Annotated in this window: 18 protein-coding genes; 7 read left to right on the top strand and 11 right to left on the bottom strand. The window is 66.7% G+C overall.

The window, feature by feature from the left end:
• The first annotated feature begins 159 nt into the window (after positions 1-159).
• A complete protein-coding gene (locus AWC08_RS28010; protein WP_065133822.1) occupies positions 160-780 on the top strand; it encodes a TetR/AcrR family transcriptional regulator in 621 nt (206 codons plus the stop codon).
• Here the strand turns inward: AWC08_RS28010 and AWC08_RS28015 are convergent.
• The 3 genes from AWC08_RS28015 to hisN form a co-directional block, all read right to left on the bottom strand.
• Complete coding sequence (locus tag AWC08_RS28015) at positions 773-1,975, bottom strand: acyl-CoA dehydrogenase family protein (protein ID WP_065133823.1); 1,203 nt, start codon at positions 1,973-1,975, stop codon at positions 773-775. The two genes, AWC08_RS28010 and AWC08_RS28015, sit on opposite strands and share 8 nt — an antisense overlap.
• A gap of 30 nt (positions 1,976-2,005) precedes the next feature.
• Positions 2,006-3,397: an acyl-CoA dehydrogenase family protein gene (locus AWC08_RS28020; RefSeq protein WP_065133824.1), complete on the bottom strand. Its 1,392-nt coding sequence runs from the start codon at positions 3,395-3,397 to the stop codon at positions 2,006-2,008.
• A 75-nt stretch (positions 3,398-3,472) separates the two neighbouring features.
• On the bottom strand, positions 3,473-4,261 hold the full coding sequence (gene hisN, locus AWC08_RS28025; protein WP_065133825.1) for a histidinol-phosphatase: 789 nt from the start codon (positions 4,259-4,261) through the stop codon (positions 3,473-3,475).
• A 23-nt stretch (positions 4,262-4,284) separates the two neighbouring features.
• On the opposite strand from hisN, the gene AWC08_RS28030 reads away from it, so the two are divergent.
• The gene (locus AWC08_RS28030; RefSeq protein ID WP_065133826.1) at positions 4,285-4,638 is read left to right on the top strand and encodes a hypothetical protein; all 354 of its coding nucleotides are present in this window, start codon (positions 4,285-4,287) and stop codon (positions 4,636-4,638) included.
• Between the two features lie 3 nt (positions 4,639-4,641).
• Here AWC08_RS28030 and AWC08_RS28035 read toward each other — a convergent pair whose 3' ends face one another.
• The 5 genes from AWC08_RS28035 to AWC08_RS28055 all read right to left on the bottom strand — a co-directional run bounded on the left by AWC08_RS28035 (position 4,642) and on the right by AWC08_RS28055 (position 10,725).
• Positions 4,642-5,667 (bottom strand): PPE family protein, encoded by a 1,026-nt coding sequence (locus AWC08_RS28035; RefSeq protein ID WP_263861628.1) that lies wholly within the window; start codon positions 5,665-5,667, stop codon positions 4,642-4,644.
• Positions 5,668-5,673: 6 nt separating this feature from the next.
• Complete coding sequence (locus tag AWC08_RS28040) at positions 5,674-6,801, bottom strand: PPE family protein (RefSeq protein WP_065133827.1); 1,128 nt, start codon at positions 6,799-6,801, stop codon at positions 5,674-5,676.
• A 215-nt stretch (positions 6,802-7,016) separates the two neighbouring features.
• On the bottom strand, positions 7,017-7,814 hold the full coding sequence (locus tag AWC08_RS28045) for a slipin family protein (RefSeq protein ID WP_065133828.1): 798 nt from the start codon (positions 7,812-7,814) through the stop codon (positions 7,017-7,019).
• Positions 7,811-8,434 (bottom strand): hypothetical protein, encoded by a 624-nt coding sequence (locus tag AWC08_RS28050; RefSeq protein WP_065133829.1) that lies wholly within the window; start codon positions 8,432-8,434, stop codon positions 7,811-7,813. Before AWC08_RS28050 ends, AWC08_RS28045 begins: the two co-directional genes overlap by 4 nt.
• On the bottom strand, positions 8,431-10,725 hold the full coding sequence (locus AWC08_RS28055; RefSeq protein ID WP_065133830.1) for a nitric-oxide reductase large subunit: 2,295 nt from the start codon (positions 10,723-10,725) through the stop codon (positions 8,431-8,433). The genes AWC08_RS28050 and AWC08_RS28055 overlap by 4 nt, the downstream gene beginning before the upstream one ends.
• A gap of 230 nt (positions 10,726-10,955) precedes the next feature.
• Here AWC08_RS28055 and AWC08_RS28060 point away from each other — a divergent pair, with 230 nt between their 5' ends.
• Genes AWC08_RS28060 through AWC08_RS28070 form a run of 3 tightly spaced genes read left to right on the top strand, consistent with a single transcriptional unit; the run spans position 10,956 to position 14,148 of the window.
• Entirely contained in the window at positions 10,956-11,753 is a 798-nt protein-coding gene (locus AWC08_RS28060) for a universal stress protein (RefSeq protein ID WP_065133831.1), read from the top strand.
• 17 nt (positions 11,754-11,770) lie between these two features.
• Positions 11,771-12,415, top strand: coding sequence for a hypoxia response regulator transcription factor DosR/DevR (gene dosR, locus AWC08_RS28065; RefSeq protein ID WP_065133832.1), 645 nt, complete (start codon positions 11,771-11,773; stop codon positions 12,413-12,415).
• Complete coding sequence (locus AWC08_RS28070; RefSeq protein ID WP_065133833.1) at positions 12,415-14,148, top strand: GAF domain-containing sensor histidine kinase; 1,734 nt, start codon at positions 12,415-12,417, stop codon at positions 14,146-14,148. The genes dosR and AWC08_RS28070 overlap by 1 nt, the downstream gene beginning before the upstream one ends.
• Here the strand turns inward: AWC08_RS28070 and AWC08_RS28075 are convergent.
• Positions 14,128-15,126 (bottom strand): Acg family FMN-binding oxidoreductase, encoded by a 999-nt coding sequence (locus tag AWC08_RS28075; RefSeq protein ID WP_065133834.1) that lies wholly within the window; start codon positions 15,124-15,126, stop codon positions 14,128-14,130. The two genes, AWC08_RS28070 and AWC08_RS28075, sit on opposite strands and share 21 nt — an antisense overlap.
• A 180-nt stretch (positions 15,127-15,306) precedes the next feature.
• Here AWC08_RS28075 and AWC08_RS28080 point away from each other — a divergent pair, with 180 nt between their 5' ends.
• Together AWC08_RS28080 and AWC08_RS28085 are read left to right on the top strand one after the other, a co-directional pair.
• Positions 15,307-16,680: a WS/DGAT/MGAT family O-acyltransferase gene (locus tag AWC08_RS28080; RefSeq protein ID WP_065133835.1), complete on the top strand. Its 1,374-nt coding sequence runs from the start codon at positions 15,307-15,309 to the stop codon at positions 16,678-16,680.
• An 11-nt stretch (positions 16,681-16,691) separates the two neighbouring features.
• The gene (locus AWC08_RS28085) at positions 16,692-17,099 is read left to right on the top strand and encodes a group III truncated hemoglobin (protein WP_232008135.1); all 408 of its coding nucleotides are present in this window, start codon (positions 16,692-16,694) and stop codon (positions 17,097-17,099) included.
• Positions 17,100-17,103: 4 nt separating this feature from the next.
• On the opposite strand, the gene AWC08_RS28090 is transcribed toward AWC08_RS28085, so the two are convergent.
• Positions 17,104-17,532, bottom strand: a complete 429-nt coding sequence (locus tag AWC08_RS28090) for a pyridoxamine 5'-phosphate oxidase family protein (protein ID WP_065133837.1) — start codon at positions 17,530-17,532, stop codon at positions 17,104-17,106.
• Complete coding sequence (locus AWC08_RS28095; protein ID WP_065133839.1) at positions 17,529-18,524, bottom strand: Acg family FMN-binding oxidoreductase; 996 nt, start codon at positions 18,522-18,524, stop codon at positions 17,529-17,531. The genes AWC08_RS28090 and AWC08_RS28095 overlap by 4 nt, the downstream gene beginning before the upstream one ends.
• Positions 18,525-18,865: the final 341 nt, after the last annotated feature.

The raw sequence follows: 18,865 nt of genomic DNA on the forward strand, positions 1-18,865 counted from the left end.
CGGCGGATGCGGGTAACCACTTGGCATTGCAACTCCTAAGATCCATGTTGTTGCAATGACCGTATGAATTTGCCGCGAAAATCTCGCCGTCAGTTCACGTTCGGCGCAAGACCGACCGCGCTGGTATCGTAGTGATCACTACGGTAGAAGGGAAGCGTGATGGCGGACAACGCGCCCAAGCGCAAGCGCCGGGCCGACGGTGAACTGTCGCGCACCCGCATCCTGGACGCGGCCACCGAGATCGCGGCCGAACGAGGATACGAAGGCACCAGCATAGGGCTGGTCAGCGCGAAGTGCGGGTTGCCGGCCAGTTCAATCTATTGGCACTTCAAGGACAAAGACGACCTCATCGCCGCGGTCATCGAGCGCAGCTTCGGCACCTGGCTGGCCGCGTGGAACCTCTCGGAACCAACCGCTACGGCCGATCCGCGGGAGCTGGTCGCCGGCCTCACCGAACAGACCGCCAAGGCGTTGCTGGAGGCGCCGGACTTCCTGCGACTCGGGCTGATGCTTGCCCTCGAGCGCCGCCCGGCCGAACCTCGGGCCAAGACGATGTTCATCCAGGTTCGGGCGCGCGCGTTCGATCAGCTCAAGAACAACTTCCGCGCCACCATGCCGCAGTTGTCCGAAGCCGACGTGCACCAACTCGCCACCTATGCGATGGCCGGTGCCGACGGTCTGTTCATCGCCAAAGAACTCGGCGGCGACGCGGTTGATCTGATCGCGTTGTTCGAGATGCACGGGCGGGCCATCTACGAGCTCGCCCGGCAGCTCACTTGAGTTCGGCCGACGACAGGCCCAGCAACCGGCGGGCGACCACCAGCTGCTGAATCTGTTGTGTCCCTTCGAAGATGTCCAGGATCTTGGAGTCGCGGCCCCACTTCTCCAGCAGCATCTGCTCGGAATACCCTGTGGTGCCCGCCAATTCGACAGTCTTCAGCGTGACGTCACTGGCCATCCGGCCGGCCTTGGCCTTGCTCATCGACGCTTCTTTGGAGTTGGGGATGCTGTTGTCGGCCTGCCATGCCGCCCGTAGCGACAGCAGGTAGGCGGCCTCCCAGTCCGACTCCATCCGCAGGAACTCCGCCGCGGCGGCGCTCTGGACGTGCGCGGGCCGGTCGTAGTCGATCTCGACGCCGGCATCGGTCAGAATCCGTCGGATCTCCTCCAGCGCTGCGCGGCCGATGCCCACGGCCATGGCGGCCACGATCGGGCGGGTGTTGTCGAAGGTCTCCATGACACCCGAGAAGCCCTTGCCGACCTCGATTTCGGGGTTGCCGAGCAGATTCTCCTTGGGAATGCGGGCGTTGTCGAAACGGATCGCGGCGGTGTCCGAGCCCTTGATGCCGAGTTTGTGTTCAAGCCGTTCGACGGTGACACCGGGATGCTCGCGCGGCACGATGAACGACTTGATCGCCGCGCGGCCCTTCGACTTGTCCAGCGTGGCCCACACGACGATGTGGGTGGCGCGCGAACCGGCTGTCACATAGATCTTTTCGCCGTTGATGACGTACTCGTCGCCGTCGAGCTTCGCGGTGGTCGACACCGCCGCCGAGTCCGAACCGAACCCCGGTTCGGTGATGGCCATCGCGGCCCACACCTTGCCCAGGCGCTCGAGCTGCTCCTCGGTGGCCACCGCGGAGATGGCGGCGTTGCCCAGCCCCTGGTACGGGATGGACAGCATCATCGCCACATCACCCCAGCTGGCTTCCAGGGTCTGCACCAGGGCGGCCATGTTGGCGCCGTTGTGGTTGTCGTCCTTCTTGTCGCTGCCCCGGAGCTCGCCGGCCCCCGCGAAGCTGAACGACTCCGATGCGCCCTCGAAAAGGTTGATCAGCGTGTCGAGTTCGACCGGGTAGGCGTGTTCTCTCAGGTCGTACTTGCGGGCGATGGGCCGCACCAACTCGGCGACGCCTTGATGGGTCTTGGTGACTACCGCCTGCAGCTTGCCGGGCAGCTCGAGATTGATTGCCATGATTGATCTTTCGCCTTTGACGTATACGAGTTAGATGACCACGACGCCCTCGGCCACGCCGATGGCCCGCAAGTCGCGGTACCAGCGCTCGACCGGGTGCTCTTTGGTGAATCCGTGGCCGCCGAGCAACTGCACGCCGTCCAGGCCGATCTGCATGCCCTTGTCGGACGCAAATCGCTTGGCCAGCGCCGCTTCCCGGGCGAACGGCAGACCCTGCTCGGCGCGCGACGCGCCGCGCCAGGTGATCAGCCGCAGCCCGTCCAGCTCGATGGCGATGTTGGCGCACATGAACGCGACGGCCTGACGTCGGGCGATCGGCTCACCGAAGGCTTCGCGTTCCTTGACGTAGGGGACGACGTAGTCGAGCACCGCGTGCGAGGTGCCCACCGCCAGTGCCGCCCAGCCCAGCCGGGCCAGCGCGATGGCCTCCGAGTAGTCCTCATCGCCGGCCTCGTCTTCACCCAGCCGGGCATTCAGCGGCACCGAAACACCGTTCAGCTCAACCTGTCCCAACGCCGCGGCGCGAATCCCCATGCTCGGATCCGCCTTGACGGTCAGGCCCTGGGCGGAGGATTCGACGATGAACAGCGCCGGCTTGCCGTTGAGCTGTGCGCCGACGATGAACAGTTCGGCGTCGGCCGCCGCCGGCACCAGCGACTTCACGCCGTCGAGCCGGTAGCCGGACGGGGTGCGCACGGCGGTGGTCCGCAGCCGCGTCGGGTCGAACAGCGGATGAGGCTCGGCGATCGCCACGCACGCCTGCGGGACGCTCTCGCCGGCGAACTCACTCAGGTAAGTGGCCTGCTGATCCGCGCTGCCCCAATGGGTCAACGCCGCCGCCACACCGCCCGGCGCCAGGATAGGTAACGCCTGGCCCATGTCGCCGTAGGCCAGCGCCTCGGCGACCAGCACGTTGGTCACCGCGGAGCGGTGCTCGGCGATCCCGTCGAAGTCCTCGGGAATGTTGATCGCGGTGATGCCCAGCTCGGCGGCCTTGGCGATCAAACCCTCCGGATAGGTCGCGGCCTCGTCGGCGTCATGGGCGGCCGGGCGCAAGATCTCCGCGGCGAATTCCTCGACGGTTTCGACGATCAGCTTCTGGTCGTCGTCGGGCGTGAGGTCGAAGTAGTTCTTACCGCTCGACTTCAGCCGGGTCGGTGTGCCGCGCAGGCTCTGCACCCGCTTGAACTGACGGCTCGCGGCGGCGGTGGTGGAGAACACCTGCTTGGTGCCGTAGCGCAGCGTCCGGTTCAGCGGATCGCGCAACTTGTACTTGTCCAGGAACTCCTGGCCCACCAGCGGCGTCAGCAAGGCGATGGCGATGTCGACGCCGGTGCGCTTGTGCGGCTTCATTCCGATGGTCGTCTGGGGGTCCCGGCGCTTCTTGGAGCGGGCGCCGGAAGCGGGAAGGGTGTCGGTCATATCAGCAGCCTCTGTCGTTGGGGCGATGCGAATAACCGTATCTTACTCCGGAGTAAGATAGATGGCACGTGTTAGCTAATTCACAGCGGTGTGCAGCCGCTGCAGCACCTCGTCGTGCAGCAGGCCATTGGTCGCCACCGCGCTGCCGCCGTGCGGTCCGACGGTGCCGTCCAGGCTGGTGAACCGTCCGCCCGCCTCGTGCACCAGAACGTCGAGGGCAGCCAGATCCCAGACCGAAACCTCGGGCTCGGCGGCGATGTCCACCGCGCCTTCGGCGAGCAGGCAGTAGGACAGAAAGTCGCCGTAGGCGCGCACTCGCCAGACGGCGTCGGTCAGCTCGATGAAGTGCCCGCGCAACCCGATGTCAGCCCAGCCGGTCAGGCTGGAAAACGACAGGCTCGCCGAATCCAGTTGTGCCACAGCCGAAACCGACAATCGCCGCGGTGCCGCCCCGGCCACCGATGCGAACGCGCCCTGCCCGCGCGCCGCCCACCAGCGCCGGTGCAGGGCCGGCGCGCTCACCACCCCGACCACCGGGACGCCGTCGTCGAGCAGCGCGATCAAGCTGGCCCACACCGGGACTCCGCGCACGAAGTTCTTGGTGCCGTCGATCGGGTCGATGATCCACTGCCGTCCGTGCCAGCTGGTGGTTCCGCCGAACTCCTCGCCCAGCACACTGTCCCCGGGCCGCCCGCCGGCGATCGCCTCACGCAGTTGCGACTCCACGGCCTGATCCGCGTCGGTCACCGGGGTCAGATCGGGTTTGGTGTCGACGCGCAGGTCCAGGGCGCCGAACCGAGCGCGGGTCACCTCGTCGGCCTGGTCGGCCAGTGCCAGCGCGAACTGCAGATCCGACTGCTCCATCCCAGCAGTCCTACCATGGCGGGATGTGGGAATTCATGGTGCTGCTCCTGCTGGTGGCGGTGCTGCTGGTTTTTCTGGTGCCGCGGTTCATCCGTCCCGGCCCGCGCGGCGCGCTGGCCAGCGGCACGTTGCTGGTGACCGGCGTCAGCCCGCGCCCGGACGACATCAGCATTCAGGGTGAGCAGTTCGCCACCATCTCCGGCGTCATCAACGGGCCCACCGTCAACGAGCACGCGGTGTACCGGCGCATGGTCGTCGACGTCAACCAGTGGCCCGTCACCGGTCAGCAGTTTCCGGTGGTGTATTCGCCGAACAATCCCGACAATTGGAACTTCGCGCCGGCCGAGCCGCCCGCGCCGCCCGACACCCTCGATTAGCGCTCAACCGACCGCGGGGGACGGCCACATCACCCGCAGCCGGCGTCCGTACCGGGGCACGACGATCGACGGCCGCGACGCTTTCATGCCCGGGACCCCCGGCACGCTCAGCCCGGTCCCGGCCGGTTCAGCGGATGCGGCGAAGCTCGGTGGCGCGCCCCTGAACGGGACCGTGGGCGCCCCGGCCCAGCTCGTCGGCACTGACAGCGAGCCGATCCGGCCGGCTCGCGACAGCGTCGCGCTCACCTGACCGAGGCCCGCACCGCGGCCGCTTACGACGGACGCGCCCAACCGGGGCGCCGGAGCCGCGGCGGTCGTGCCAATCGTCGGCAACATGCCCAGATTGTTCTCGGCCCCGATGACTCCGCACGCGGTCAGATCCAGTTTGGTGGTGCAACCGATCACGGTGCCGACGAGACGGATCTCGTCGAACACGGTCACATCGAGATAGAAGAGCGAGGACGGGTCGAGCGCGGTGTAGAGCGCCTGCAGAGACGGGTCGGCGGCGGCTGGTCGCGGCGACGCGAACGGCGTCAGCTCCGATGCCGCGGCGGAGCCGGCCGCGTAGCCGTACATCGCGGCGGCGTCGATCGCCCAGTACTCGCAGTACTGCGCCTCGGTGGCGGCGATGGCCGCGGTGTTCTGGCCGAAGAAGTTTGTCGCGATCAGTGCGGCGAGCTGAACGCGGTTGGCGGTGACCGCCGCCGGCGGCACCGTCATGGCATGCGCCAGCTCATAGGCGGCCGCCGCGGCCCGGGCCTGCATCGCTGTCTGCCGGGTCTGCTCGCCGGTGGCCTGCAGCCAGCCCAGGTAGGGGGCGGCTGCGGCCGCCATGGCCGCCGACGCCGGCCCGTGCCAGTGCAACCCGGTGAGAGTGGACAGTATCGATTGGCAGCTCTGGGCGGTGGTCTCCAGTTCAGCGGCCAGCGAGTCCCAGCTTGCCGCGGCCGCCAGCAACGACCCGGATCCAGGGCCGCTGTACATCCGGCCGGAGTTCACCTCCGGCGGTAAGAAAGCGAAGCCGATCATCCAGGGTCATCCGGCGGCCGGCGGGCGCGCCATCACGGTGAGGCGCGCACCGTACCGCGGCGGGGCGCCCGCACCTCGCGCCGCGGTCCCGGCCGGCAGACCGGGATAGCCCGGGTAACCGGACACGACTGCGTCCTCGGTCCCGGGGATCAGTGTGAACCCCGCGGGCTCCAACGCCGAAAAGCGGCTGACCGAGGGCGCGGCCCAACTCGCGGGCACCGACAGCTGCCCGATCGTGCCGGCCCGGCTCAGGGCCGCGGTGACGCTGCCCAGACCCGCACCGGCCCCCAACGGCGGCGCGGCGGGGGCTGCCGGGGCGACGTCGGCCGCCAGCGCCGCGCCCGCCTTGGGCAGCACGCCCAGATTGTTCTCCGCACCGATGACCCCGGCGGCGAACGCCTCGATGTAGTACGTGGAGTTGATCGACGTGCCGACGGCCGCGATGACGTCCAGGACGGTCAAGTCGTCGGGGATGATCGATCCGAAGCCGGTCAGCGACTGCAGTGCCTGGGTCGCCGCGTCGATGAACTGCGACACCGGGTCTGACGCCGCGGCGCCGGCGACGGCTTGGGCCACCGCGGCTTGTTGTGCGGCCACTCCGCCCTGATCGGAGGTCTGCGCCGGGGAGGAGAACTGCGGCAGCAGCCGTGTCGCCGTCTGCGACGAGGCGGCGTAGCCGTACATGGCGGCGGCGTCTTGTGCCCAGTAATCGGAGTACTGGGCTTCGGTCGCGGCGATCGCTGCGGTGTTCTGGCTCAATAGGTTTGTCGCGATCAGCGAGGTGAGCTGAGTGCGGTTCGCGGTCACGGCCGGCGGGGGGATTGTCATCGCATAGGCCTGCTCGAAGGCCGCGGCGGCGGCGCGAACCTGGGTGGCCGTCTGCTTCGTCTGTTCGGCGGTGGCTTGCAGCCACGCCGCATAGTGGGCGGCCGCGGCCGTCATGGCCTGCGATGCGGGACCGGTCCACTGCCAGCTGGCCAGAGCGGTGAGCACCGCCTCGTAACCCGCCGCGGTGGTACCGAGTTCCGCCGCCAGGGCGTCCCAACTGCCCGCCGCGGCCAGGAACGAACTCGAGCCGGGGCCGGTGTACATCCTCGCCGAATTGACTTCCGGTGGAAGAAAGGCGTAATCCATGGTCGCTTCTCCTTGCTGTCGTTATGGATGAACTACCAGGTCAACCCCGGGCAGAACAGGATTTGATTCACTCAGGTGTTGGCAGCGTCGGCACTTGTGGGACGTGCCATAAACCTGACAAGGGTGAACGCATACCGTGCGGTGAATCCGGTGAATTCCAGCAGTCGTCACGGTGAATAGCTGGCGGACCGGCCCACGTCAGACCGGGGAAGCGATCAACTGCCGTTGTTCACGTTGTCCAGCACGCCCCGCAAGGTTTCCGGGTTGCGCAGAAACGGTGTGATGATGTCGACCGGCAGCGGAAACACCACCGTCGAATTCTGATCCGCCCCGAGCTCTAGAAGCGTTTGCAGGTAACGCAATTGCAGCGAGGCCGGGCTTTTTGAGAGGGTTTCGGCGGCCTGCCGCAATTCCTCGGAGGCCTGCAGCTCGCCACGTGCGTTGATCACCTTGGCCCGGCGTTCGCGTTCGGCCTCGGCTTCGCGCGCCATCGCCCGCTGCATCGACTCCGGGATCTCGACGTCCTTGATCTCGACGACGCGCACCTGCACCCCCCACGGCTCGGTCATCTTCTCGATGATGGTGCGCAGGTCGCTGTTGAGGTCCTCCCGGTGCGCCAGCAGGGTGTCCAGATCGGCGCGGCCCAGCAGCGAGCGCAGCGTGGTCTGGGCGATCTGTGAGGTGGCGACCGCGTAGTTCTCCACCGCCAGAATCGCTTTCAGCGGTTCGGTGACCGCGAACATGACCACCGCGTTCACCCGGGCCGGCACATTGTCGCGGGTGATCACCTCCTGCGGCGGGATGGTCAGCGTCACCAGTCGCTGGTCGACCCGAATCATCTTGTCCACCAGTGGAATCAGGAACCGCAGTCCGGGCTGATACAAAGGGCGCGCGTGGCCCATCCGGAACACCACCCCCCGTTCGTACTCGCGCAGCACCGCCATTGACGTGACGGCAAGCACGCCAAGCACCACGATCCCGATGGCCGTCAATCCCCACGCCAGTCCGGTCACGTTCGGTCCTCCTTGCCTGCCCAGCCTCCGTAGCGGGTGGAATAGCGATCGATCGCGGCGGCCACCTGATCCTCGATGGCGGTGCGGTGCGGCAGATGGTCGGGCGCGTTGGCCGGGGTGTTCCACAGGTGGCGGACCAACGGCAGTCCGAGCAGCACCACGATCGCCATGGTGCCGGTCAGGACCAGCACCTCGGACAGCGAGTGCTGGGCGATCAATGTCGCCAGGGGCAGCACGATGCCGAAGCCGGCTACGCTGCAGGCGATCCCACGGTGAAAGCGGCCCGCCTCCGAATGCGGCCACGGGTCCACCTCACGGCTGATCTCCCGGCCGTGGTCCGACGTGGTGCAGGTGACCTTGACCGGGCAACTGTTGCACACCACCGGCAACGCGCGATACCGCATCACCCGGTGTCTGGGATCGAAGGACGTCGGCCACAGCCACTGATCTTGTGGGCACACCCAGGCGTCGTGGTCCGGTCGGTACCTGAATTGACCCGTGCGCCAGGCTGCTGCCCGCGCCGACGCGTGTCGTGCCATCGCGTCGAAACACCATCCGAGGGCCAGCAGCGTCAGCGAATAGCCGGCGATCAGCCAGACCGTCGCGTCCGGTGGCGTCATGCCTCGGTGTACAGCGGACGCTCGGGCAGTTCGTCGACCGTGGTTCCGGTGCGGAAGTGACGCAACGCGATCCAGGCGATCCAGACGAAGGGCAATACGCCGCCGAAGATCAGGATGACGTCGCCGGGCATCCGCAGCCATTCGAGCACCGCGTTGCCCGGTTTCGTGATGTAGCCGAGCGACCGAGCCTCGTAGTAGCCGTCGTTGACCGAATGGAACAGCTGCATGACACCCAGCGGTAGCAGGGTCACGAACACCATCCAGGCCAGCCCGATGTTCATGCACCAGAACGATATTCGGGCCAGCCGCTCCGGCCACCTGTCGGCCGGGATGACGTAGCGGAACGCGAACATCGCCAGGCCCACGGCGAGCATGCCGTACACACCCATCATCGCGGCGTGCCCGTGGTTGGCCGTCAGTGCGGTGCCGATCTGGTAGTAGGAGACCACCGGAAGGTTGATCAGGAACCCGAAGATCCCCGCTCCCAGGAAGTTCCAGAATCCGACTGCCACCAGGAACATCACCGCCCAGCGGTGCGGGAACGGATTGGCGTCCCCGGACTGCTGGCGGGCGCCGAGCTGCAGGAAGGCCCACGCCTCGACGGTGAGGAAGGTCAGCGGAATCACCTCGGCCGCCGAGAAGAAGGCCCCGAGCGCCATGTGCTCCACCGGGGTGCCGGAGAAATACAGGTGGTGCATGGTGCCGATGACACCACCCGCGGAGTAGAGGATGACGTCAAGGAAGATGACGCCCAACGCGATTCGCTCGCGCACCACCCCCAGCAACACGAAGATGTAGGCCACCATGACGGTGGTGAACAGCTCGAGGAAGTCCTCGACCCACAGATGCACCACCCAGAATCGCCAGAAATCGGCGACGGTGAAGTGAGTGTCACTGCTCGCGAGCAGCCCGACGGCGTAGAACATCGGAATCGCCAGGCCGGAGAAGAAGAACAACCACGGCATGTTCATCTTCGATTCGTCCTTGAGCCGGGCGCGGATTCCGCGCCAGATGATGGCGATCCACACGAAAAGGCCCACCACGAGCAGGATCTGCCACAGCCGCGGCAGGTCCAGGTACTCCCACTGCTGGGAGAACAGGCCACCGCGGGGGATGACGCCGTAGATCGACAGCGCCTCACAGGTCAGCGAGCCGAACACCACCAACGCCACCGCGCCCAGCAACGCGTAGGCCAGCAGTGCCTGGCGCTTGGGCTCGCGGCGGGCGATGAAGGGCACCAGGAAGATGCCACCGGCCAAAAACGCCGCGGCGGTCCAGAACAGGGCGAGCTGCAGGTGCCAGGTGCGGGCCAGGTTGTACGGCAGCACCCGGGCCAAGTCCAGTCCGAAGAACGTCGACAGGTCGGCCCGGTAATGCTCGGCGGCCGCGCCCAGCAGCGATTGCGCCAGGAACAGCACCGACACGATGGCGAAGAACCAGATGGTGGCGCGCTGCGCCGGCGTCAGGCTCACCTCGCCGGGTTGGCGGAATGACAGCGTGGACGATTCGGCTCCGTGCCAGCCGACCTTCTGGCTCCAGCGTCCGTAGATCGCGAACATCACCCCGATACCGCCCAGCAACGCGACCAGCGACAGCGCCGACCACACGATCACCGCGGCGGTCGGGCCGTTGTCGACGCGTTGCTCGGACGGCCAGTTGTTGGTGTAGGTGTACTTGTGGCCCGGTCGTTCGGCCGCTGCCGCCCATGCGGTCCAGGCGAAGAATGCCGTCAGTTGGCGGATCTCGGCCTTGTCCGTGATGAGCTTGGGCAGCAGGCCGTATTTCGTGGAGTTCTCACCGAAATACTCGGCATAGTGACGCTGAATGCGGTCGAAGGCGGCGGCCTGCCGGTTGGTGAACACCAGGGTCTTGGTGTCGGGCTGATAGCGGTTGGTCCGGAATTCGGTGACCACCCGGCTGCGCGGGTCCGCCACCCCTTCTGCCCGAAACTGGTCGGTGACGTCGTCGGTGGCCATCCGCAGGTAGTCGGCGGTGTAGTCCGGTCCCAGGTAGGCCCCGTGGCCCAGCACGGATCCGTACTGCATCAGGCCGCGGGCTTGGAACAGTTCCTGGCCCGCGGTGATGTCGTCACCGGTGAACAGCACCTGGCCGGACTCGGTGGCCACCTTGGCCGGCATCGGCATCGCCGCCGTGTAGGTCCGGTAGGCCAGGATGCCCATCACCAGGAAGCCGAAGATCATGACGAGCGCGACGCCCTGAACCCACCCCTTTCCCACTAGGGGTTGGGACGTCGGTTGGGCGGAATGTGGCGATGTCTCTTGAACAGCCATTGCAGAACCCCCGGTTGGCGACGAAACTTCTCCCGGGCGCTCGTAAGACGCGTGTGGCGCCCGTTCACATCAAATTCGCGTTGTGCCGCGGTGGCAAGAGTTGCCGCGAATCCCTTCGCTCTAGGGACCTAAGACACTGATCCGGGGACCAATGCCTCTTGGGCGGCCGATCTGCCCTCAATAGCGTTTCAAAGGTGCCCGGCGTGATCGAGTTAAGGAGAGCACCTGCGATGAGCAGCCGTGAGTCAGGTCCTGCGGTCGTGGTGGGGATCGACGGTTCCAGAGCGGCGTTGCACGCCGCCCTGTGGGCCATTGACGAGGCGGTCGCCCGCGATGTTCCGCTGCGCCTGGTTTACGTCATCGAATCGCCGCCGGTCTCGGGCGGTCTCGCCGGACACCAGGCCGCCGCCCGCGCAGCGTTGTTCGATGCGCAGCAAGCGATCAGGTCGACCGGCAAGCAGGTAGTGGTCGAGACCGAAATTCTTTGGGGCCGGCCCCTTACCAAGTTGATGCAGGAGTCCAGGTCGGCGTCGATGATCTGTGTTGGTTCGATAGGGCGCAATCACGCGCACAGCGGCGAGGGGTCGGTGGCCGGTGCACTGGCCGGTTCCTCCCTGTGTCCCGTCGCGGTCATCCACCGGTCACCCGATGGCACCACGACTCCCAACATCAGGCGGGTCGTCGCGGAAGCGGACAACGGCGCCGTGTTGCGCCATGCCTTCCAGGAGGCCCGCCTGCGTGGCGTTCCGCTGCGCGCCGTTTCGGTGCAGGCTTCTCACCCGCATGACGCGACGGGTGACGGCAACGGTTTGGCGAAAGCGCAACTGGACCGCAGGCTGACCCGGTGGACCCGGCTGTACCCGGACGTGCGGGTGGAGTTGGCTGTCGTGCGGGGACACGGCGGTCGCTACATGGCCGACAATGAAGGGCCGGGCCAGCTCTTCGTCACCGATGCGCACGCCGCACAGGTGCGCAGCGTGTACAACGCGGGGTCCTCAGTACTGACCGTGCGCTGCGGCAACCTGTAGAGATCGGGAGTGATGCCTTGGTAAGAGTCTTCCTCGTCGACGACCATGAGGTGGTGCGACGAGGTCTGATCGACCTACTCGGCGCCGACCCCGAACTCGACGTGGTCGGGGAAGCGGGCTCGGTTGCCGAAGCCATGTCACGGATCCCGGCGGCGAATCCGGAGGTGGCGGTTCTCGATGTTCGGCTGCCCGACGGCAACGGAATCGAGCTGTGCCGGGACCTGTTGTCCCGCATGCCCGAATTGCGCTGCCTGATCCTGACGTCCTACACCTCCGACGAAGCGATGCTGGACGCGATCCTGGCCGGTGCGAGCGGCTACGTCGTCAAGGACATCAAGGGCATGGAGTTGGCGCGCGCCGTCAAGGATGTCGGTGCGGGAAGGTCGCTGCTGGACAACCGGGCGGCCGCGGCGCTGATGTCCAAGCTTCGAGACGCCACCGAGAAACAGGACCCCCTGTCCGGCCTAACCGAGCAGGAGCGCGCGCTGCTGGGCCTGCTCAGTGAAGGACTGACCAACAAGCAGATCGCCGATCGGATGTTCCTCGCCGAAAAGACGGTGAAGAATTACGTTTCGCGGTTGCTGGCCAAACTCGGCATGGAACGCCGAACCCAGGCCGCCGTGTTCGCAACCGAATTGAAGCGCTCGCGGGGTGCCGGCTGATGAGTGTGGACGAGCCGGTCGAGACCGCCACCGAAACCGACCTGCAACCGTTCCGTCAAACGTTGTCCCAGTTGCGACTGCGGGAACTGCTGGTCGAGGTGCAGGACCGGGTCGAGCAAATTGTCGAAGGCCGCGACCGGCTCGACGGCCTGCTGGAGGCCATGTTGGTGGTCACCTCGGGGCTCGAACTCAACGCCACTTTGCGCGCCATCGTGCACTCTGCCACCGATCTCGTCGACGCCCGTTACGGAGCCTTGGAGGTGCATGACGGCGAGCAGCGGGTGATGAACTTCGTCCACGAAGGCATCGACGAGGAGACCGTTCGCCGTATCGGTCCGCTGCCCCAAGGCAAGGGCATCATCGGGCTGTTCATCGACGAGCCGAAAGCGCTACGGCTGGACGATCTTTCGAAGCATCCGGCGTCAGTGGGGTTCCCTGAGCATCATCCACCGATGCGGACGTTCCTCGGGGTGCCCATCCTGGTGCGTGGGGAATCCTTCGGCACGCTGTACCTCACCGACAAGACCAACGGGCAACCGTTCAGTGACGACGACGAAGTGCTGGTGCAGGCGCTGGCGGCGGCGGCGGGCATTGCCATCGCCAACGCACGGCTCTACCAGGAGGCCCGGGAACGGCAGTCCTGGATCGAGGCCACCCGCGACATCGCCACCGAACTGCTCTCCGGCACGGAACCCGCTACTGTGTACCGCCTGCTCGCCGAGGAGGCCCTGAAACTGACCGCGGCCGACGCGGCTCTGGTTGCCGTTCCCCTGGACGAGAACGTCTCGCCTGCCCAGGTTGCGGAGCTGATGGTGATTGAGACCGTCGGAACCCTGGTGGAACATGTTGGCGGGCAGACTATTCCGGTCGGTGGCACAGCGGTGGGCGAGGTGTTCGCCCACGGTATGCCGCGCCAGGTCGACCGGTTGGACACCGATGGGCTGGACGGCCTGGACGATATGGGCTCGGCGTTGCTGTTGCCGCTGCGGGCAACCGGCACCGTTGCCGGTGTGGTCGTCATCGTGGGCAAAGAGGGCCCGGGATTCTTCAGCAACGATCAACTCGAGATGATGGCCGCGTTCGCCGACCAGGCCGCGCTGGCCCTGCAGCTGGCCACGTCGCAGCGGCAGATGCGCGAACTCGACGTGCTGACCGACCGCGACCGCATCGCGCGGGATCTGCACGACCACGTGATCCAGCGCCTGTTCGCGGTCGGGCTGTCCTTGCAGGCGGCGGTGCCCAGGACTCGGGAACCCGAAGTGCAGCAACGACTTTCCGGGGCCATCGACGAATTGCAGGGGGTCATTCAGGAGATCCGCACCACCATCTTCGACCTGCATGGGGCCTCGCAGGGCATCACCCGGCTGCGTCAGCGCATTGACGCGGCCGCCGGCCAGTTCGCCGACTCCGGTTTGCGGACCAGCGTTCAATACATCGGGCCGCTGTCGGTGGTCGACAGCGTGTTGGCCGATCACGCGGAGGCGGTGGTCCGGGAAGCGGTCAGCAACGCGGTCCGGCACGCGCAGGCCAGCACCCTGACGGTGCGGGTCACGGTCGACGACGACCTGTGCATCGAGGTCGGCGACAACGGTCGCGGCATGCCGGAGGAGGTCACCGGCAGCGGACTGACCAACCTCCGGCGGCGTGCGGAGGATGCCGGTGGCGACTTCACCGTCGGCGCGCACCCCTCCGGGGGGACGTTGCTGCGTTGGTCAGCGCCGCTCGTCCAATAACTCTTCGGGCCAGTCCACGACACGGACCAGCCGGCGCCGCGGGGTGGCCGGCAGGGGATCGGCGTTGATCGGGGCCCAGCCGACCCGAAGCAGCATCTGCGGGTAGCCCTTGTCGCCGAACACGTCGGCGCGGACCGCCGCCCGGGTCTCCGCAATCTCCAGCGGTTCGGTGATCGGGCAGCACGCCAAACCCATTGCCGTGGCGGTCAACAGCACGATGCTGGTGGTCTCGCCGGCCCGCAGTTGCGACAACCGGTCGTCCTTGTCGGTACCCAGGGCCAGGATCACGCCGCAGTCGTCGGCGGGTGAGATCCCGGACGGCTGAGCCAGTCCGGGACCGGCGAACAAGCGGCCCGGGATGGGGGAATGTGGGTCCGACGGCGGGGCGTTGCGCGCGGGCACTCCGGCCACCGCGCCGTAGCGTCCACTCCACGTGGTCAATTCGCGCATGTAGGCGTCGTCGCTGGCGTGGTCGGAAACAGCGCGCGCCACAATGTTTTTCATCCTGTCCAGCGAATCGACCTGCCGGAGCATGACCCCACTGCGGGCGGCGCGCGCGGCCATTTGCGCGATGTCGCCGTTCGGCACCGGCCAGGAACTGTAGGCACGGCGGTCGGTCCGGCGACGGGGGATCGCTGCTGCCAGCGCTATGTCGGCCTGATCCGGAGCCTGCGGCACCACCTCGATGGTGGCCAGGTGACGCATGTCCTGGGGATTGGGGAATCGGCTTATCTTGGCGTGCCAGCCCATTGACGCCAGCGCCACGACACAGTGGTGCAGGGCGACGCCGCAACTGATGATCATGTCGCGACCGTCGGGATCCGTGCTCTGCAGCTGCATGTCCGGCTCGGAGAACAGATCCAGGCTCGTCGCTCCCACTCGCCAGCGCCACGGCTGGGTGTTGTGGATGGAAGGAGCGCGGGTGGCAAGGGTGAGGACGGTGCGCAGCGTGTCGGCATCGGGGAATTGGGCGTTCATGGGGACGGAGCCCTCCCTGTCGATGACGGTAGTCATGTATCCAAGCTTGGTCGGCACCCCCTGACCAGCGGCAGAGGAACAAGCCCCACCGGCATGGGACCTTTGGCCCTGCTCCGGAGGCCGCCGACGGCGGATAGTGAAACTAGCAGTTGCAGATAAATATTGGGAGGGCACTGATCCATGGACCACCTGACGACACTGGACGCCGGGTTCCTCAAAGCCGAGGATGCCGATCCGCGGGTCAGCCTGGCCATCGGGGGTCTGGCCGTCATCGAAGGGCCGCCGCCCGGCCAGGATGAGTTGATCTCGGTATTCGCGCAACGGATCCGCGGATGCCCTCGGTTCGGGCAGCGGCTTCGCCTGCACCCACTCGACCTCGGTGCTCCGGAGTGGGTGGACGACCCCAGCTTCGATATCGAGCGGCATGTACGCCGTGCTGCGCTGCCCCATCCCGGTGGTGAGCGCGAGCTGTTCCGCTTGATCGCCGACGTGATGGCACGGCGTCTGGACCGCGATCGGCCGCTCTGGGAGGTGTGGGTCATCGAGGGCCTGGCCGATGATCGCTGGGCGATGCTGACCAAACTTCACCACTGCATGGCCGACGGTGTCGCCGCCACCCACATACTCGCCGGACTGTGCGACGACGGCGTCAACAGTATGGCCCGTGCGCCCCGCAAGATCACGAAAGAAAGGCCCGTGCAACGGAAGCCATTGCTGCGCGGTTTGGCCGAGGCATCGGCCACGGTGACGGCCGGTATTGCCCGCGCGGTCCAGGGTGCCGGTGAGATCGCCGCCGGACTGGTGATCCCGTCCGCGTCGGCGCTGAACGGTCCGCTCAGTGATCAGCGCCGGTACAGCGGGGCGCGGGTGGCCATGGTCGACGTCGAACTGATCGCCTCGACCTTTGATGTCACTGTCAATGACGTTGCGCTGGCAGCTATTACCGAGAGCTACCGCAATATCATGATGGAGCGCGGGCTCAAACCGGTGCGCGGTTCGTTGCGGACACTCGTGCCCGTGTCGGTGCGGTCGGCCAACGCGGCCGGTGAGACGGACAACCGGGTCTCGTTGATGCTGCCGAATCTGCCGGTCGACGAGGAGAATCCGGTGGAGCGGCTGCGTACGGTGCACGACCGGCTGGGCCGGGCGAAGTCGAGTGGACAGCGGCAGGCGGGAAACGTGTTCGTAGCCTTGACGAATCGTATTCCGTTCGCATTGAGCGCGTGGACGGTCGGGTTGCTGATGCGCCTGCCGCAACGTGGGGTGGTGACGGTGGCGACCAACGTGCCCGGGCCGCGTCGGCCGCTACGGATCATGGGCAGGCAAGTCACCGGTTTGTACCCGGTCCCGCCGCTGGCGATGGACCTGCGCACCGGGGTGGCGATGCTCAGTTACGCCGGTGACCTGTTCTTCGGGATACTTACCGACTACGGGGTTGCCGCGGACGTCGACCAACTGGCGCGGGGCATCGAGGCGGCCATCACGCGTTTGGTCGCAATTAGCAAGCGGCGCAGGAACCCTCCGACGCGTGGGCCGCTGTCGCTGGTGGTCTGAGGGTGGGCGCAGTGAGGCCGGACTTGGCCGATCGCGCCGACGTCGAGGCATTGTTGCACCGGTTCTACGGCACGGCGCTGGATGACGAAATGCTGTATGAGTCGTTCACGGAATTGCGGGCCACCGGGCTGGCCGGGCATATCCCGACGATGTGCGACTTCTGGGAAACCGTACTCTTTCGCGCCGGCCTCTACCGCGGCAGCGCCTTGACGGTGCATCGGGATCTGCACAGCCGAACTCCGTTGGCGCCCGGCCACTTTGTCCGCTGGTTGATCTTGTGGAACGAGGCCGTCGACGAGCTCTACGACGGACCGGTGGCCGAGCATGCCAAACTGCAAGCGGCCAGGATCGCCTGGTCGATGAACCGGCGCTTGAACGGCGTCGACACGCGCGAGCTCGATGCGCTGCTCGCGCGCTGAGCTACTAGGAGACGGTCTCGACGTGGTCGGGCTCCGGACCGAACACGAAGCGCCGGCCGGTGATGTCGTTCGGGGTGATCCGCACGAAGTTGGGCTTCGCCGTGGCAACCCACGGGTATAGCCCGGCCTTGTCGGCTTGCTGGATGTCGGCATCGGTCTTCAGCAGCTGCGCACGACCGCGCACGATCACGCTCCAGCCTTCAGCGACGTTGTGGTCATCGGCCTCGAAGATCACGGTGCGATTCCCGACGGCCGAAAACAGTTTGGTGCCTTCGGCGGTCCGGAACAGGACGCTACGGCCCTGCACCACGAAGTTGACCGGGAAGATCTCTGGTTCACCTGCGAAGTTGGTCACCAGGCGGCCGAGCGAGGCGGTGCCCAGCAGATCCCAACTCTCGCTTTCGGACAGGACGGTGATCGGGTCGTTGCTCATGGGCTCATCCTTTCGTGCGGCGTGCGGGGCGTGTGGCGGATCTCGAGAACGTCATGCAACGGTCGTCGCGGCGTCGGGGCCGGAAGCGGTTCCATCGCCGGCGTGATGCCGACGCGGATCAGCACTTGCGGTTCGCCGCGCCGGCCGATCAGTTCCCGCACGATGTCGCGGCTCTCACTCGATTCGATCAGGTGGGTCAACGTGCAGCTCGCCATTCCGGCCATGGTGCATTCGAGCAGCACGGTAGAGAGTACTTCGCCGCAGCGCAGTACGTCGGCTTTCATGTCGGCGGGTGTCGACAACACGAGGATCTTCGACCAGTCGGTGGTGATCTGGGGACGGCGATCCTGGTGGCCGCGAACAGGGAACTCCCGGGCGACGTCCACCCGCAGCCGTTCGGTGTCGGACGCCAGCGCGGCGGGGGGCATGCCCTCGTGTAAAGCGAAGGGCGATGTCCACCAGTCTAATTCCGCATGGTACGACGCGTCGTCACGCCGCAACGCCTCGCTCAGCTGCGACGCCTCGACCAGGCTCAGGCGCTGCTCGTCGGCGAGAACGTCGAGGGTGGCGACCTCGCCGTCGACGGCATCGCGCAGGGCTGGCTCGAAGTGGTCCCAGTACATCGGGCGGTCGAAGGGCAGCCGATCGGTGTAGCGCTGCAGGATCGCTTCGGCCCGGTTGCGATGCGCCGTGGTGACGAGATCGATCGGGCGGAATCGCAGGGTGGCCAAATGGGCGGGGTCGGTCGGGTCGGGGAAGCGGGCGATCGTGGCTTTCCAGCCCGCTGCCGCCATCGCGACCTCGAAATGATGGAGCGTCGCGCCGCAGCTGATCAGTGCCTCGCGCCCGGAATGGTCTGTGGCGCGGACGGTTCGGCTGCGGTCGGCGAACAGGTGAACGGCGTCCTGGTCGACGACCCAGCGCCACGGCTGACTGTTGTGGACGGACGGCGCCCGGCAGGCCAGCGAGACGGCGCTCTTGACGGTCTCGATGTCCACTGCACGGACGTTACGGTTGCGGGTTGGTGATGGGTAGGGACCTTGGTCATTGGGGGACGTGCCCTGTGTCACCGTGCAGCGGCGTTCGGTCGCTAATGTGATATCACCGGTGCTATCAACAGCTTTCGGTTCTCGCGGCGATCCGAACTTGTCAGTGGTCCTTCGTAAAATTCTGGTATGGCAGCGTGCGCGCGTGAGGAGATCGTCGAGGCCTTCGACGCGTCCGACGATGCCCAGGACCGCTTGTGCGCGTTGACCTTTGCGGCAATGACCACCCCCGAGCTGATGCGGTTGATGGAGCGCGAGGAACGCCGGGAACGCCGAGAGCGCTCCGT

Origin of the sequence: Mycobacterium gordonae, from assembly GCF_002101675.1 — a bacterium.
Taxonomy (GTDB): Bacteria; Actinomycetota; Actinomycetes; order Mycobacteriales; family Mycobacteriaceae; genus Mycobacterium; species Mycobacterium gordonae.